Source organism: Citrobacter sp. C13 (assembly GCF_014596815.2).
Classification (GTDB): Bacteria; Pseudomonadota; Gammaproteobacteria; order Enterobacterales; family Enterobacteriaceae; genus Citrobacter; species Citrobacter portucalensis.
Map to the genome: position 1 here is coordinate 3244752 of NZ_CP115024.1, position 13422 is coordinate 3258173.

Annotated in this window: 10 protein-coding genes; 5 read left to right on the forward strand and 5 right to left on the reverse strand. The window is 54.4% G+C overall.

The window, feature by feature from the left end; all coding sequences use genetic code 11:
- Positions 1-139: 139 nt before the first annotated feature.
- The 4 genes from ybiB to IB222_RS15665 all read right to left on the reverse strand — a co-directional run bounded on the left by ybiB (position 140) and on the right by IB222_RS15665 (position 6273).
- Positions 140-1108 (reverse strand): DNA-binding protein YbiB, encoded by a 969-nt coding sequence (gene ybiB / locus IB222_RS15650; RefSeq protein WP_048226020.1) that lies wholly within the window; start codon positions 1106-1108, stop codon positions 140-142.
- A 29-nt stretch (positions 1109-1137) separates the two neighbouring features.
- Positions 1138-3288 carry an ATP-dependent DNA helicase DinG gene (gene dinG, locus IB222_RS15655; protein WP_149384166.1) on the reverse strand — a complete coding sequence of 717 codons (2151 nt, stop codon included), beginning with the start codon at positions 3286-3288 and terminating at the stop codon, positions 1138-1140.
- Between the two features lie 177 nt (positions 3289-3465).
- Positions 3466-4887, reverse strand: a complete 1422-nt coding sequence (locus IB222_RS15660) for a DASS family sodium-coupled anion symporter (protein WP_003831557.1) — start codon at positions 4885-4887, stop codon at positions 3466-3468.
- 33 nt (positions 4888-4920) lie between these two features.
- Positions 4921-6273, reverse strand: a complete 1353-nt coding sequence (locus IB222_RS15665; RefSeq protein ID WP_003831555.1) for an adenylosuccinate lyase family protein — start codon at positions 6271-6273, stop codon at positions 4921-4923.
- A gap of 202 nt (positions 6274-6475) precedes the next feature.
- On the opposite strand from IB222_RS15665, the gene IB222_RS15670 reads away from it, so the two are divergent.
- Complete coding sequence (locus tag IB222_RS15670) at positions 6476-7210, forward strand: GntR family transcriptional regulator (protein WP_003831553.1); 735 nt, start codon at positions 6476-6478, stop codon at positions 7208-7210.
- Positions 7211-7278: 68 nt separating this feature from the next.
- Here IB222_RS15670 and rhlE read toward each other — a convergent pair whose 3' ends face one another.
- Positions 7279-8625: an ATP-dependent RNA helicase RhlE gene (gene rhlE / locus IB222_RS15675; RefSeq protein WP_003831551.1), complete on the reverse strand. Its 1347-nt coding sequence runs from the start codon at positions 8623-8625 to the stop codon at positions 7279-7281.
- A gap of 221 nt (positions 8626-8846) precedes the next feature.
- Here rhlE and cecR point away from each other — a divergent pair, with 221 nt between their 5' ends.
- From cecR to IB222_RS15695, 4 genes are read left to right on the forward strand one after another with little or no spacing between them, the layout of a single operon-like run.
- Positions 8847-9524 (forward strand): transcriptional regulator CecR, encoded by a 678-nt coding sequence (gene cecR, locus IB222_RS15680; protein ID WP_149384165.1) that lies wholly within the window; start codon positions 8847-8849, stop codon positions 9522-9524.
- The gene (hlyD, locus tag IB222_RS15685; protein WP_003831548.1) at positions 9521-10516 is read left to right on the forward strand and encodes a secretion protein HlyD; all 996 of its coding nucleotides are present in this window, start codon (positions 9521-9523) and stop codon (positions 10514-10516) included. The genes cecR and hlyD overlap by 4 nt, the downstream gene beginning before the upstream one ends.
- Positions 10509-12245, forward strand: a complete 1737-nt coding sequence (locus IB222_RS15690; RefSeq protein WP_149384164.1) for an ATP-binding cassette domain-containing protein — start codon at positions 10509-10511, stop codon at positions 12243-12245. The genes hlyD and IB222_RS15690 overlap by 8 nt, the downstream gene beginning before the upstream one ends.
- Positions 12238-13371, forward strand: coding sequence for an ABC transporter permease (locus tag IB222_RS15695; RefSeq protein WP_003831545.1), 1134 nt, complete (start codon positions 12238-12240; stop codon positions 13369-13371). Before IB222_RS15690 ends, IB222_RS15695 begins: the two co-directional genes overlap by 8 nt.
- Positions 13372-13422: the final 51 nt, after the last annotated feature.

Below are 13422 nucleotides of genomic sequence, written 5' to 3' on the forward strand. Positions count from 1 at the left end.
GTTTGTTGTGTTTCTTATTTTTCAACAAACTATGCTGCGCCACGGTGCGCTGGAGGTCAATAAACGTGCAGAAATTTCACATTGCCGAAAAGAGAGAACCGACAGGCCAGGCAACAGGCCCGTCGGGATAACAAATGGTTTAGAAACTTTGCTCGACGCGGGCAAGTCCTTCAGCCAGTGAGGCGGACTCACCGGTTGCCACCAGGCAACAGGCCATCTGGATTTTCAACGATGCCGGAACAGGCTCGCTGCCAGCCAGACAACGCTCAATCCAGCGCGCGGTGGTTTCCGGGTCTTTTGCTACCGGTAGCGGTACCGGCTCGTCAGGCATCTCGCTCTGTCGGTCTTGTAGCACTCGCACACCGGATGAATCGATCAGGCTTATCTGCGGGCAGCGCTGCGGGTTGGCATACACTTCGCCCTCGGTACCATGCATCAACAGGCCGCGCCCACCGATATCGCCGAAGAACTTCGCCACGCGCGAAACGTATTCCGGGTGGGACACGCTGGAAAGACGCAGCGCGGCATCTTCAGCAAACGGCGTGGCTAATTTAGCCAGCGTGTGCGCACTGTTACGCACACCCATGCGCCAGCGCATCGCCAGCTGTTTCTCCAGCGGAGGGCACAGCGCGCTCACCGGAATAAACACCGGCTCATGACCATCCAGCTTTGCCTGCGCCTGCCCGGCATGCAGCGTTGGCGTAATTCCCATCAGTTCGAAAATGGTTTCAGTCAGCACGCGGGTCGGATCCTCGCTGACGCCGTGCACCACCACCGGGAAGCCAAGTTTATGCAATAAAATCGCCAGCAGCGGAGTCAAATTCGCCTGCTTGCGCGCACCATTGTAGCTGGGAATGACAATCGGCATGGGTTTGGCTACCGGCGGAGTCAGGCGAATGGTGTGGTTTTGCATCGCTTCGTAAAAACCCAGCATCTCCGCTTCACCTTCGCCCTTGATACGTAGCGCAATCAGTACCCCGCCCATCTCGAGGTCAGGTACGTCGCCGTTCATCATATGGGTATACAGTCCGCGAGCGGTATCCTTGTCCAGGTCACGCGCGTGATTTTTTCCTCGCCCAATCTCTTTAATGATTTTGCGGTAATCCATCGATAACTCCTTGCCTGTTGCTCGCATCGTTAACGCCGACGGCGGCGCGTGGGTTTCGCTTTTTCTTTTGGTTTTACTATAACGTCTGGCACAGCAGGTTGCTCTATCGGAAATATGGGTAACGCGTTCAGTAAACGCTTGCCATAGCTTTTGGTCAATAAACGCTTGTCATAAATAACCACTTCTCCCCAGCAGCCATGGCTACGGATGAGTCGCCCAACCTGCTGGATCAAATTGAACGACGCCGCAGGCAGGCTCTGCACCTCGAAGGGGTAGCGGTTCAGGCTTTTCAACCACTCGCCCTCGGTGATCACCACCGGACTGTCGATAGGCGGAAAAGCAATTTTGTGAATATGCACCTGAGTCAGCAGATCGCCTTTCAAGTCCAGACCTTCAGCAAAAGATTGCAGCCCAACCAGCACACTGCGCTCGCCGTTGGTCACCCGTTTGCGGTGCAACTCCACCAGACGGTAGCGCGGCTGATCGCCCTGCACCAACAACAGCAGGCGCAAATCGGTAACATGCTCAAGAAAACGCTGCATCGCCCGACCGCTGGCAAAAAGTACCAGCATGCCCTGATGCTTTTTACTCTCCAGCTGTTCACGAAAATAGGCGGCCATTTCCGCGATATGCTGCTCTTCGTTATCAATTAACGGTTCGTAGCGCATTTGCGGAATGACGATTTTGCCCTGTTCTACGTGATTAAACGGTGAATCCAGCGCGACAAACCGGTCTCCTGCTTTTTCCTTCAGACCGCTCATCTCCTGCAAACGCGAGAAGCTGTTGAGCGAGCGCAGCGTTGCGGAAGTGACAATAATATGCGGGACGCTACGCCACAGCAGTCGTTCTAGCTGATCGCTCACACGAATCCCCACGCAGTGGAACCAGACGTGGATCTGCCCGTCACGCACCTCGCGCGTCGCCCATTTACTTACCGGTGCACCTGACGACTGCGCGAGCGATGCCAGCCGCCACAGTTTGCTTTGCGCCTCAAACATGCCAAGCGCCCGGTTCATCTGCAAAATAACCCGATGCAGACGCACGATATCGTGAGTGCCGGTTTTTTCGCTGAGATCGTTGAGGAACAGTTCCGCCAGACCGCGCAGCATTTCTGTTAGCTTTGCCAGACGCTGACAAATCTCCATCACTTCCGTAGGCAATTCGCCCATCGCGAAGCGGTGTTCCGCCTCCTGGGTAGCAGGCATATACAGATTAAGAATGTTATTGAGCGATGAAATCAGCTCATACAGCTCCTCACAGTGACCGTTCAGACGCTCGGCATTTGCCAGTGGCGGCGTGGTCTTCGGGCGAAATTGCTCCACGCAGGTAGCCACTAATTTGCAAAATAGATCCAACTGCAGTCGATACCAGGGAGCGCTGATTTCTGCGCTCATCTCCAGCGCATCGCGCGCGACATCCGGCAAATGGTGGCCTTCATCAAGTACCAGCAGTAGATTTTTCGGCTCCGGCAAAACGGCTTCGCTTTCCATGGCCGCCATTACCAGCGCATGATTAGCCACGACCACTTCAGCTTCCTGAATCTCCCGGCGGGCGACAAAAAAAGGGCATTCACGATAGTAGTGACAGTTGCGATTCAGACAGCTGGCTTTATCGGTGCTCAGACGCTGCCAGAGTCCGTCGTCGATAGCGATATCGGTGTGATCGCGCAGCCCGTCCCACTTGTAGCTGTCGAGATCGTCTTTTAGCCTGGCACAGCGCTTTTGTTCTTCCTGGTTGTTGGGCGTCAGGTCATCGTCGAGAAAAGCCAGCAGATCCTGCTGATTGGGTTCAGTGCTGGCCAGCGCCGCTAAGTTACGCGGGCAGACATAGCGTCCGCGACCAAACGCAGCGGTAAAACGCAGGTCGGGGATAATTTTGCGCAGCAGCGGTAAATCTTTGCTGTAGATCTGGTCCTGCAAAGCGACGTTGGCGGTACTGACCACCAGCGTTTTTTGTTCTTCACGCGCGATGGCAATACCGGGAATCAGATACGACAGGGTTTTCCCCACCCCGGTCGGTGCTTCAATCGCCAGATGTCGCCCTTCTTCTCCGGAGAGCGTTTTCGCGACGTCAGCAATCATCTGCCGCTGCGGCGCACGGGGGATAAAGTCGGGGATCTGTTCCTGAAGCGCCTTGTACCAGGCGGCGATTTGCGCTTTTAGCGCAGCCGTAAGTGCCATGAGAAAACCTGAAATACTGTATAAACAGCCACTATTGTGGCACATTTCAGGCGTTGGATGTACCTTTTTCCCCCATTCTGGAAAGCGCTTCGCAGCTCTGGCTTAAATTACCAGATGGCGGCTTACACCCTATCCGGCCTACAGTCAGGTACATTGCAGGCCGAATAAACGTGTCGGTTAATAGTATCCCAGCAACTTCCACCACAGCATGCCTACGGCAAAAATGATGATCACATTTGCCGTTACCACACAGAGGTTAATTTTGTAAAAGCGCGGTCGTTCAAAATAGCCCTGAGCAAAATAAATAGGGCCAGGTCCGCCGCCATACTCGGTGTTCCCCCACATCAGATTACTAAAGATGCCAAAGCAAATAGCGACCATCATCGGCGGTGCACCTGCAGCGATCGCCGTGGCCGCGAAAGGAGCATACAGCGCAGCTACGTGCCCGGTCGCCGTAGCAAAGAGATAATGGACGTAAATGTAAAGGATCCCCAGCACAATAAAGGACTCGATCGCACCAAAACCCTGAATGCCACTGCCTAACTTTATTGTCATCCATTTAATAAAGCCCAGATCGGCAAGTCCGGTCGCCAGGCTAATAATGACGCTAAACCAGATAACCGTATCCCAGGCCGCATGGTCATTAAGCAAACTTTTCCAGCTAACAGCACCCGAAGCAAACAGATAAGCAGCCAGCCCCAGCCCGACAGATGTGGCAGACAATCCAGTAATCAAACTGGTGCCCCAGCCAACCAGCGCCAGCACAAAACCAAACGCGACCTTTTTCTCGTTGCTGCTCATCGAACCGAGCTCACCGAGCGCCTGCTTACCCATCGCTTTTGCCTCTGGCGTACGCTTAAGCTCAGGATCCAATAATTTATAGACCAGTAGCGGCATCAGACAGAAACAAACCATCGCAGGGACTACTGCGGAAATAAACCATCCGCCCCAGGTTATCTCCATACCCAATGACGATTTCGCCAGGCTCGCTACCAGCGGATTCGCCGCCATCCCGGTGAGAAATATCGCCCCGGTAATCGGCGTAAACTGGAAGCACACCATGGTTAAGAAATCGCCAATACGTTTGCCCGTTACCCCTGGAGCGGAGCCCAACACATCATTGATGGAACGCGTGATGGGAAAAATTATGCCCCCGGACCGCGCAGTTACTGACGGCATTGCCGGGGCCATAATCAGATCGGAAACCCCCAGTGAGTAAGCGATACCCAGGCTGCTGCCGCCAAAGAGCGATAACATTTTATACGCAATACGTTTCCCCAGTCCTGACGTCACAAACCCCAGAGACAAGACGTAGGCGCAGAAAATGAGCCATACCGTACCGGACGCAAACCCTGACAGCGCCTTTGCCTCTGGTAACGTTTTGGTGAAAATAACCACGCAAAGTGCAATCAACATCACCGCCCCCGAAGGGAGCGGCTGAGTGAGAATGGCGGCAATGGTCGCGGCAAATATCGCGAACATATGCCAGGCCTGAGGCGTTAGACCATCAGGAACAGGATAAAACCAAATGATCGCGCCTATCGCCAGCGGTATCAGGAACGACAGAATGGATTTTCCCGTGACAGAATTCGTTGACATAAAAATATCCTTATTCCGTTAGCCCGAGAGCATTCATTTCCGCGACATGTATCTTGCTAATACCTGATCCACCATCGCCGGTGCCATTCCAAGGTAATTTGCCGGGTCGGTCAGTTTTTCAATCAACTGTGGGTCCAGTCGTTCAGAGACAGATGGCATCGCATTCAGCACATCAGCCAATCGTCCACCTTGTTCGTTGACGATACGACAGGCGTCATACACCACGTCATGTGCATCCTGACGACCAATATACGGAGCCAACCCCATCATGACCGCTTCAGCCACAATCAATCCGTTAGTCATGCCGAGGTTACGTTTCATCGCCTCTTCATCGACCACCAGCCCCGCCAGCATAAAGTTGGCCTGATGCAATGCCCCCGCGCTGAGAACGAAACTTTCCGGGATAGCAATCCATTCGGCATGCCACGGCCCGGTTGCTCGCTCCAGATCTTGCACCATCGCATCAAGCATCAACCCTGCCTGTTGGCGAACGCCTTTGGCGCAGGCCAGCATCAGCTCGCTGGAAATAGGGTTGCGTTTCTGCGGCATGGTACTGCTGGCGCCACGCCCTTTAACAAACGGCTCATACAGTTCGCCAAACTCGTTTGCTGCCAGCAGCATTACGTCGTAGGCAATCTTGCCCAGCGACCCGGTAATCACCGCTAACAGGTTCACCGCTTCGGCAAAACCATCACGCGCGACGTGCCAGGTGGATGTTGGGACATTTAGCCCAAGCTCTTCCATCATCGCTTTTTGTACCGCGAGGCCTTTATCCCCCAGTGATGCCAGCGTACCGGCTGCCCCCGCAAATTCGCCGACCAATACACGAGGACGCGCCTGGGTAAGACGTTCCGCGTGGCGTTCAAACATATCCAGCCAGATGGCAGTTTTGTAGCCAAAGGTCACGGGCAAAGCCTGTTGTAAATGGGTTCGCCCGGCCATCGGCGTATCACGGTAGCGGCGTGAAAGATCGGCCAGCGTGGCGCGGAGTTTGTCCATATCGGACTCAATGAGCGCAAAAGCATCACGAATTTGCAGAACCACTGCGGTGTCCATAATGTCCTGAGTGGTGGCCCCCCAGTGCACATAACCACCGGACTCGCCAGCCTGTTTAGAAATCTGGTGCACCAGCGGTAGGATCGGATAACCCACAATTTCGGTTTCATGGCGCAATAAATCAAAATCGAGCGTGTCAGCATTACATTTTTCTGCGATTTCCTGCGCCGCAGCCTCGGGTATCACACCGCAGCGTGCCTGGGCTTTGGCTAATGCCACTTCCACTTCCACGTATTTGCGTACCAGCTCGCGATCGTCAAACACCGCGCGCATCGCCGGTGTGCCGAAAGAATCCCTGAACAGAACAGAATCAAGTACATTCGAAGCCATAAATCCCCCTGGAAAATCTGATAATGATAAGATGCGTGTTTACGGCAGTTTGTTGGATATTCAAATGCCGCCACAATGTCCAGACATAAATAAATGTCCGTACATTTGAATGTACGGACATTTATAGTATTCATAAGAAATGTAGGGAATAGTCCGTACAAATTTTCGTGATAAAGATCACTAATATTTTGATGAAACTGCGATGAAAGAATCTCTGTACAAGCGAATAGCACGTGAACTGGCGCAGCAAATTGCGGTGGGAACTTTTGCCCCCGGTTCGCTGTTTCCTACGGAAATGGAACTGTGCGAAACATGGCAGGTCAGCCGCCACACCATGCGTGAGGCGTTAAGGGAATTAACAGAGCAAGGTCTGATATCACGGCGTAAAGGCGCGGGAACCCGCGTTTGCGAACCTAAGGCTAACGGCGTCAATCACCCGCTATCGCATCTTGAGGATCTGTTGCTGCTGGCCAAAAACAATCTGCGCGTCATCAAGAAAATCGATGAGATTGTGGCGGACATAGAGTTGTCCCAGATGATTGGCTGCCCGCCCGGTTCCCGTTGGCTGCACATTGCCAGCACTCGCGAAGATGCGCAAAACCCCGACGCGCCAATCTGCTGGACGGACAGTTATGCCAGCACGGATTACGCCAAGCTGCGTACGTACATCCGTGACGACCCACACTCGTTAATCAGCGATTTGATCGAAACGCATTACGGTATTAAAAGCCATGAGGTGCATCAGACCATTACGGCTGTCGGCGTGCCCAAAAAGGTGGCAAAGATTCTCAATGTAGCACCTGATTCGCCAGCGATGAGAATCGTGCGTCGTTATCTGGACAGGGACGGGAAAGTATTTGAGACGACGATTTCGATTCACCCGGCAGGACGATATACCTGCTCAATCGTGCTGAAATCGCAAAGTTCGGGGGAGTGATTGACCTATCCGGTCTACACAGTGTGTAGGCCGGATAGCGTGTTTATACTGCCATACAGCAAGGTGAATTACTGTGCTGCAGACGGTTTGCGCGGACGGCGCGGTGGACGAGGCTTATCGCCTGCCGGTTTGCCTTCTCCGCTACGCGGTTTCGCTTTTGGCGCACCGCCATCCTGACGACGCGGCTGCTGGCCACGCCCTGCTCCGCCCTGCCCACGACCACCGCCGCCGCCACGCTGCTGGCGACCGTTCTGGATCGGCTCAGCTTTAATGGACGGATCTGGCTCGTAGCCTGGCGTCGCAATACGCGGGATCTCTTTTTTCAGCAGCTTCTCGATATCACGCAACAGCTTGTGTTCATCGACGCACACCAGAGACAACGCTTCGCCGGTAGCTGCCGCACGACCGGTACGACCAATGCGGTGCACGTAGTCTTCCGGGACGTTTGGCAGCTCGTAGTTCACCACGTGCGGTAACTCTTCAATGTCCAGACCACGTGCGGCAATATCGGTCGCAACCAGCACGCGAATATCACCGGATTTAAAATCAGCCAGCGCACGCGTACGCGCACCCTGAGATTTATTACCGTGGATAGCCGCACTGCGGATGCCGTCTTTATTCAGCTGCTCTGCCAGATGGTTCGCGCCATGTTTGGTACGGGTAAACACCAGCACCTGCTGCCAGTTGCCCTGACCAATCATCTGCGACAGCAGTTCACGTTTACGTTTTTTATCAACGAAATGAACGTGCTGAGTAACCTGCTCTGACGCGGTATTACGACGCGCCACTTCAATTTCCAGCGGGTTGTGCAACAGTTTTTCGGCCAGCGATTTAATGTCATCAGAGAACGTTGCCGAGAACAGCAGGTTCTGACGTTTTGCCGGCAGTTTTGCCAGAACGCGACGAATATCGTGAATAAAGCCCATATCCAGCATGCGGTCAGCTTCATCCAGTACCAGGATCTCAACCTGATCCAGTTTCACCGCATTCTGGTGTTCCAGATCGAGCAAACGACCCGGAGTGGCGATCAGCACATCTACGCCGCCACGCAGCTTCATCATCTGCGGGTTAATACTGACGCCACCGAAGACCACCAGCGAGCGAATATTCAGATACTTACTGTAATCACGGACGTTTTCGCCAATCTGGGCCGCCAGTTCGCGGGTTGGCGTGAGGATCAGCGCACGAACCGGACGACGGCTTTTACCATGCGGCTGATTGGTGATCAGGTGCTGCAACAGCGGCAAGGTAAATCCTGCCGTTTTCCCCGTACCGGTCTGGGCGCTGGCCATCAGATCGCGGCCTTCCAGCACGGCAGGAATAGCCTGCTGCTGAATAGGGGTAGGTTCACGGTAACCCTGCTCGGCAACGGCACGTAAAATTTCAGGGTTTAAACCAAGGGAATCAAAAGACATAACAACTCCGAACCGCCCTGACCGTTACCGGTGTCGTTTTCAGGGAGATACATACAATAGAGATGACAAAAACCACAATGTCATGAAGGGGCGGAGTGTAGCAGTTTTTGTGATGTGCCGCATAAATTATCCCTTCACTGGAAAATAACGCTCCGGACTGGACAAGGCTACACATCAGTCATAATCTTAATCAATCGATTGATTAAGATCAGAGTCGTGCCATGAATACACCCACCATGACAACCAAAGGTGAACAGGCGAAGAACCAGCTCATTGCCGCCGCATTGGCGCAATTCGGCGAGTATGGTCTGCACGCCACGACGCGCGATATCGCTGCACAGGCCGGGCAAAACATTGCGGCTATCACCTACTATTTTGGCTCAAAAGAGGATTTATATCTCGCCTGCGCCCAGTGGATTGCGGATTTTATCGGTGCACAGTTTCGCCCGCACGCTGAAGAGGCCGAGCGTTTATTCGCCCAACCAGAGCCGGACCGTGGCGCGATGCGCGAACTGATCCTGCGCGCCTGCAAAAATATGATCATGCTGTTAACTCAGGACGACACCGTTAACCTGAGCAAATTTATCTCGCGTGAACAGCTTTCCCCCACCGCGGCTTATAAACTGGTGCACGACCAGGTTATCAATCCGCTGCATACACATCTGACGCGCCTGATTGCCGCCTATACGGGCGGCGATGCCAATGATACCCAAATGATTCTGCACACCCACGCCATTCTCGGCGAGGTGCTGGCTTTTCGTCTGGGGAAAGAAACCATTCTGTTGCGTACGGGCTGGTCACAATTTGATGAGGATAAAACCGCGCTGATTGACCAAACGATCACCTGTCACATCGATCTTATTCTGCAAGGTTTAACGCAAAGGAGTCTGGAGTCATGAAAAAACCTGTCGTTCTCGGGCTGGTTATCGCGGCCCTCGTTGCCGTGATTGCCGGTGGAACGTGGTGGTATCAAAGTCGGCAAGATAATGGTTTAACACTGTACGGCAATGTCGATATCCGTAGCGTCAACCTGAGTTTTCGCGTCGGCGGCAGGCTGGCCTCGCTGGCGGTTGACGAAGGCGATGCCATTACCGCCGGTCAGGTGCTGGGTGAACTGGACCGCGCACCGTATGAAAACGCATTGATGCAGGCAAAAGCCAACGTTGCCGCCGCACAGGCACAATACGATCTGATGCTGGCAGGGTATCGCGAAGAAGAGATCGCGCAAACCGCGGCAGCAGTCAAACAGGCGCAGGCCGCCTATGATTACGCGCAGAACTTTTACAATCGGCAGGTCGGATTGTGGAAAAGCCGCACCATTTCTGCCAACGATCTGGAAAACGCCCGTTCATCTCGCGATCAGGCGTTAGCTTCGCTTAAATCCGCACAGGATAAACTCACGCAATATCGCAGCGGTAATCGTGTGCAGGACATCGAGCAGGCGAAAGCCACGCTCGAGCAAGCTCAGGCCGAGCTGGCACAGGCAGAGCTTAATTTGCATGACACCACGCTGACCTCGCCGTCTGACGGCACGCTTCTTACCCGTGCGGTTGAACCCGGCAGCATGCTGAACGAAGGTGGCACGGTACTGACGCTGTCGCTCACGCGTCCGGTTTGGGTTCGTGCTTACGTTGACGAACGAAATCTGAGCCAGGCGCAGCCAGGACGTGAGATCCTGCTCTATACCGATGGCCGACCGGACAAACCGTATCACGGCAAAATCGGCTTCGTTTCTCCTACCGCCGAATTTACCCCGAAAACGGTCGAGACTCCTGACCTGCGTACCGACCTGGTTTATCGCCTGCGAATTGTCGTCACCGACGCGGACGATTCGCTGCGCCAGGGAATGCCGGTAACGATTAAATTTGGCGATGAGGCACGGCATGAATGACGCCGTCATTACGCTTAAAGGGCTGACGAAAAACTTTGCCGGAATGGAAAAGCCGGCCGTCGCCCCGCTCGACTGTACCGTTCATGCGGGCTACGTGACCGGACTTGTCGGGCCTGACGGCGCGGGCAAAACCACGCTGATGCGAATGCTGGCGGGATTATTAAAACCTGATGCCGGAAGTGCTGCGGTGATTGGTTTTGACCCCATCAAAGACGACAGCGCGCTGCATGCGGTGCTGGGCTATATGCCGCAGAAATTTGGTCTGTACGAAGATTTAACCGTCATGGAGAACCTCAATCTCTATGCCGACTTACGCAGCGTCACCGGTGAAGCGCGAGAAAAAACCTTTGCCCGACTACTGGAGTTTACCTCGTTAGGGCCGTTTACCGGGCGACTGGCGGGCAAGCTTTCTGGCGGCATGAAGCAGAAGCTCGGGCTTGCCTGTACGCTGGTTGGCGAACCCAAAGTGTTGCTGCTGGATGAGCCAGGCGTGGGTGTCGACCCTATTTCCCGTCGCGAACTGTGGCAAATGGTCCACGAACTGGCCGGGGACGGCATGCTGATCCTCTGGAGTACGTCGTATCTGGATGAAGCAGAGCAATGCCGTGATGTGCTGCTGATGAACGAAGGTGAACTGTTATACCAGGGCGATCCTACTCAGCTTACGCAAACCATGGCAGGTCGCAGCTTCCTGATGAGCAGTCCACAGGAAAACAACCGCCGACTGCTGCAACGCGCGTTAAAACTGCCGCTGGTCAGCGACGGAATGATTCAGGGGAAATCCGTCCGTTTAATCCTGAAAAAAGAGGCTACTGCTCAGCAGATCCAAAACGCTGACGGCATGCCGGAGATAACCATCAAAGAAACAGCCCCCCGCTTCGAAGATGCCTTTATCGATTTACTCGGCGGAGCCGGAACATCGGAGTCCCCGCTGGGCGCTATCCTGCATACCGTGGAAGGCACGCCTGGTGAAACGGTGATCGAAGCCAAAGCGTTGACCAAGAAATTTGGCGATTTTGCCGCTACCGACCACGTAGACTTTGCCGTGCAGCGCGGCGAGATTTTTGGTCTGTTAGGCCCTAATGGCGCTGGCAAATCCACCACCTTTAAAATGATGTGCGGCCTGCTGGTCCCCACTTCCGGCAAAGCGCTGGTGCTGGATATGGACCTGAAAGTCAGCTCCGGCAAAGCGCGTCAGCATCTGGGCTATATGGCGCAGAAATTCTCCCTGTACGGTAACCTGACGGTTGAACAGAATCTGCGCTTTTTCTCCGGCGTCTACGGCCTGCGCGGTCGGGCGCAGAAAGAGAAAATCGATCGTATGAGCGAGGCATTTGGCCTGAAAAGTATCGCTTCCCACGCCACCGACGAACTGCCGCTGGGCTTTAAGCAGCGTCTGGCGCTGGCCTGCTCGCTGATGCATGAACCCGACATTCTGTTCCTTGATGAACCCACTTCCGGGGTCGATCCCCTTACCCGCCGCGAGTTCTGGTTGCATATCAACAGCATGGTGGAAAAAGGCGTTACGGTGATGGTGACTACCCACTTTATGGATGAGGCGGAATACTGCGATCGCATCGGGTTGGTATATCGCGGCAAGCTGATTGCCAGCGGTACGCCAGACGACCTGAAGGCTCAGGCTGCCGACAGCGACACGCCGGACCCGACCATGGAACAGGCGTTCATCACGCTAATCAATGACTGGGATAAGGAGCATACGCATGAGTAACTCCGCTCTCTCCTGGCGTCGCGTCCGCGCGCTGTGCGTGAAAGAGACGCGCCAGATCGTCCGCGATCCCAGCAGTTGGCTGATTGCGGTGGTGATCCCGCTGCTGCTGCTGTTTATCTTCGGCTACGGGATCAACCTCGACTCCAGCAAGCTGCGGGTAGGGATTTTGCTCGAACAGCAGAGCGAAGAGGCGCTGGATTTTACCCATACCATGACCGGTTCGCCGTATATTGACGCCACCATCAGCGATAATCGCCAGGAACTGATTGAGAAAATGCAGGCCGGGCGCATTCGCGGGCTGGTGGTGATCCCGGTGGATTTTGCCCAGCAGATGGCACGACCCAATGACGTGGCACCGATCCAAGTGATCACCGACGGCAGCGAACCCAATACCGCCAACTTTGTGCAGGGTTATGTCGAAGGCATCTGGCAAATCTGGCAGCAACAGCGGGCAGAAGATCGTGGGGAATCGTTCAAACCATTGATCGACGTGCAGACCCGTTACTGGTTTAACCCGGCGGCCATCAGCCAGCACTTTATTATTCCCGGGGCGGTCACCATCATCATGACGGTCATTGGCGCCATCCTCACCTCATTAGTGGTAGCGCGCGAATGGGAGCGCGGCACCATGGAAGCGCTGCTGTCTACCGAAGTCACCCGCGTCGAGCTGCTGCTGTGCAAACTGATCCCGTATTACTTTCTGGGCATGCTGGCGATGCTGCTGTGTATGCTGGTGTCGGTGTTTATTCTTGGCGTGCCCTACCGTGGCTCGTTGCTGATCCTGTTTTTCATTACCAGCCTGTTTCTGCTCAGTACGCTGGGTATGGGGTTGCTTATTTCCACCATCACCCGCAACCAGTTTAACGCCGCGCAGGTCGCGCTGAACGCCGCCTTCCTGCCCTCTATTATGCTGTCGGGTTTTATCTTCCAGATAGACAGCATGCCCGCGATTATCCGGGCGGTAACCTACATTATTCCGGCGCGTTATTTCGTCAGCACCCTGCAAAGCCTGTTCCTGGCGGGAAATATTCCGGTGGTGCTGATTATCAACGTGCTGTTTTTAATCGCTTCGGCGGTGATGTTTATTGGCCTGACGTGGCTTAAAACCAAACGTCGGCTGGATTAAATATGTGTATGGATAATTGTAGCCGTAGGCCGGATAAGGCGTTCACGTCGC

Bases quoted from the DNA above. Each gene is read 5' to 3' on its own strand.
- ybiB (WP_048226020.1), bottom strand. From the start codon at position 1,108: ATGGATTACCGCAAAATCATTAAAGAGATTGGGCGAGGAAAAAATCAC.
- dinG (WP_149384166.1), bottom strand. From the start codon at position 3,288: ATGGCACTTACGGCTGCGCTAAAAGCGCAAATCGCCGCCTGGTACAAG.
- IB222_RS15660 (WP_003831557.1), bottom strand. From the start codon at position 4,887: ATGTCAACGAATTCTGTCACGGGAAAATCCATTCTGTCGTTCCTGATA.
- IB222_RS15665 (WP_003831555.1), bottom strand. From the start codon at position 6,273: ATGGCTTCGAATGTACTTGATTCTGTTCTGTTCAGGGATTCTTTCGGC.
- IB222_RS15670 (WP_003831553.1), top strand. From the start codon at position 6,476: ATGAAAGAATCTCTGTACAAGCGAATAGCACGTGAACTGGCGCAGCAA.
- rhlE (WP_003831551.1), bottom strand. From the start codon at position 8,625: ATGTCTTTTGATTCCCTTGGTTTAAACCCTGAAATTTTACGTGCCGTT.
- cecR (WP_149384165.1), top strand. From the start codon at position 8,847: ATGAATACACCCACCATGACAACCAAAGGTGAACAGGCGAAGAACCAG.
- hlyD (WP_003831548.1), top strand. From the start codon at position 9,521: ATGAAAAAACCTGTCGTTCTCGGGCTGGTTATCGCGGCCCTCGTTGCC.
- IB222_RS15690 (WP_149384164.1), top strand. From the start codon at position 10,509: ATGAATGACGCCGTCATTACGCTTAAAGGGCTGACGAAAAACTTTGCC.
- IB222_RS15695 (WP_003831545.1), top strand. From the start codon at position 12,238: ATGAGTAACTCCGCTCTCTCCTGGCGTCGCGTCCGCGCGCTGTGCGTG.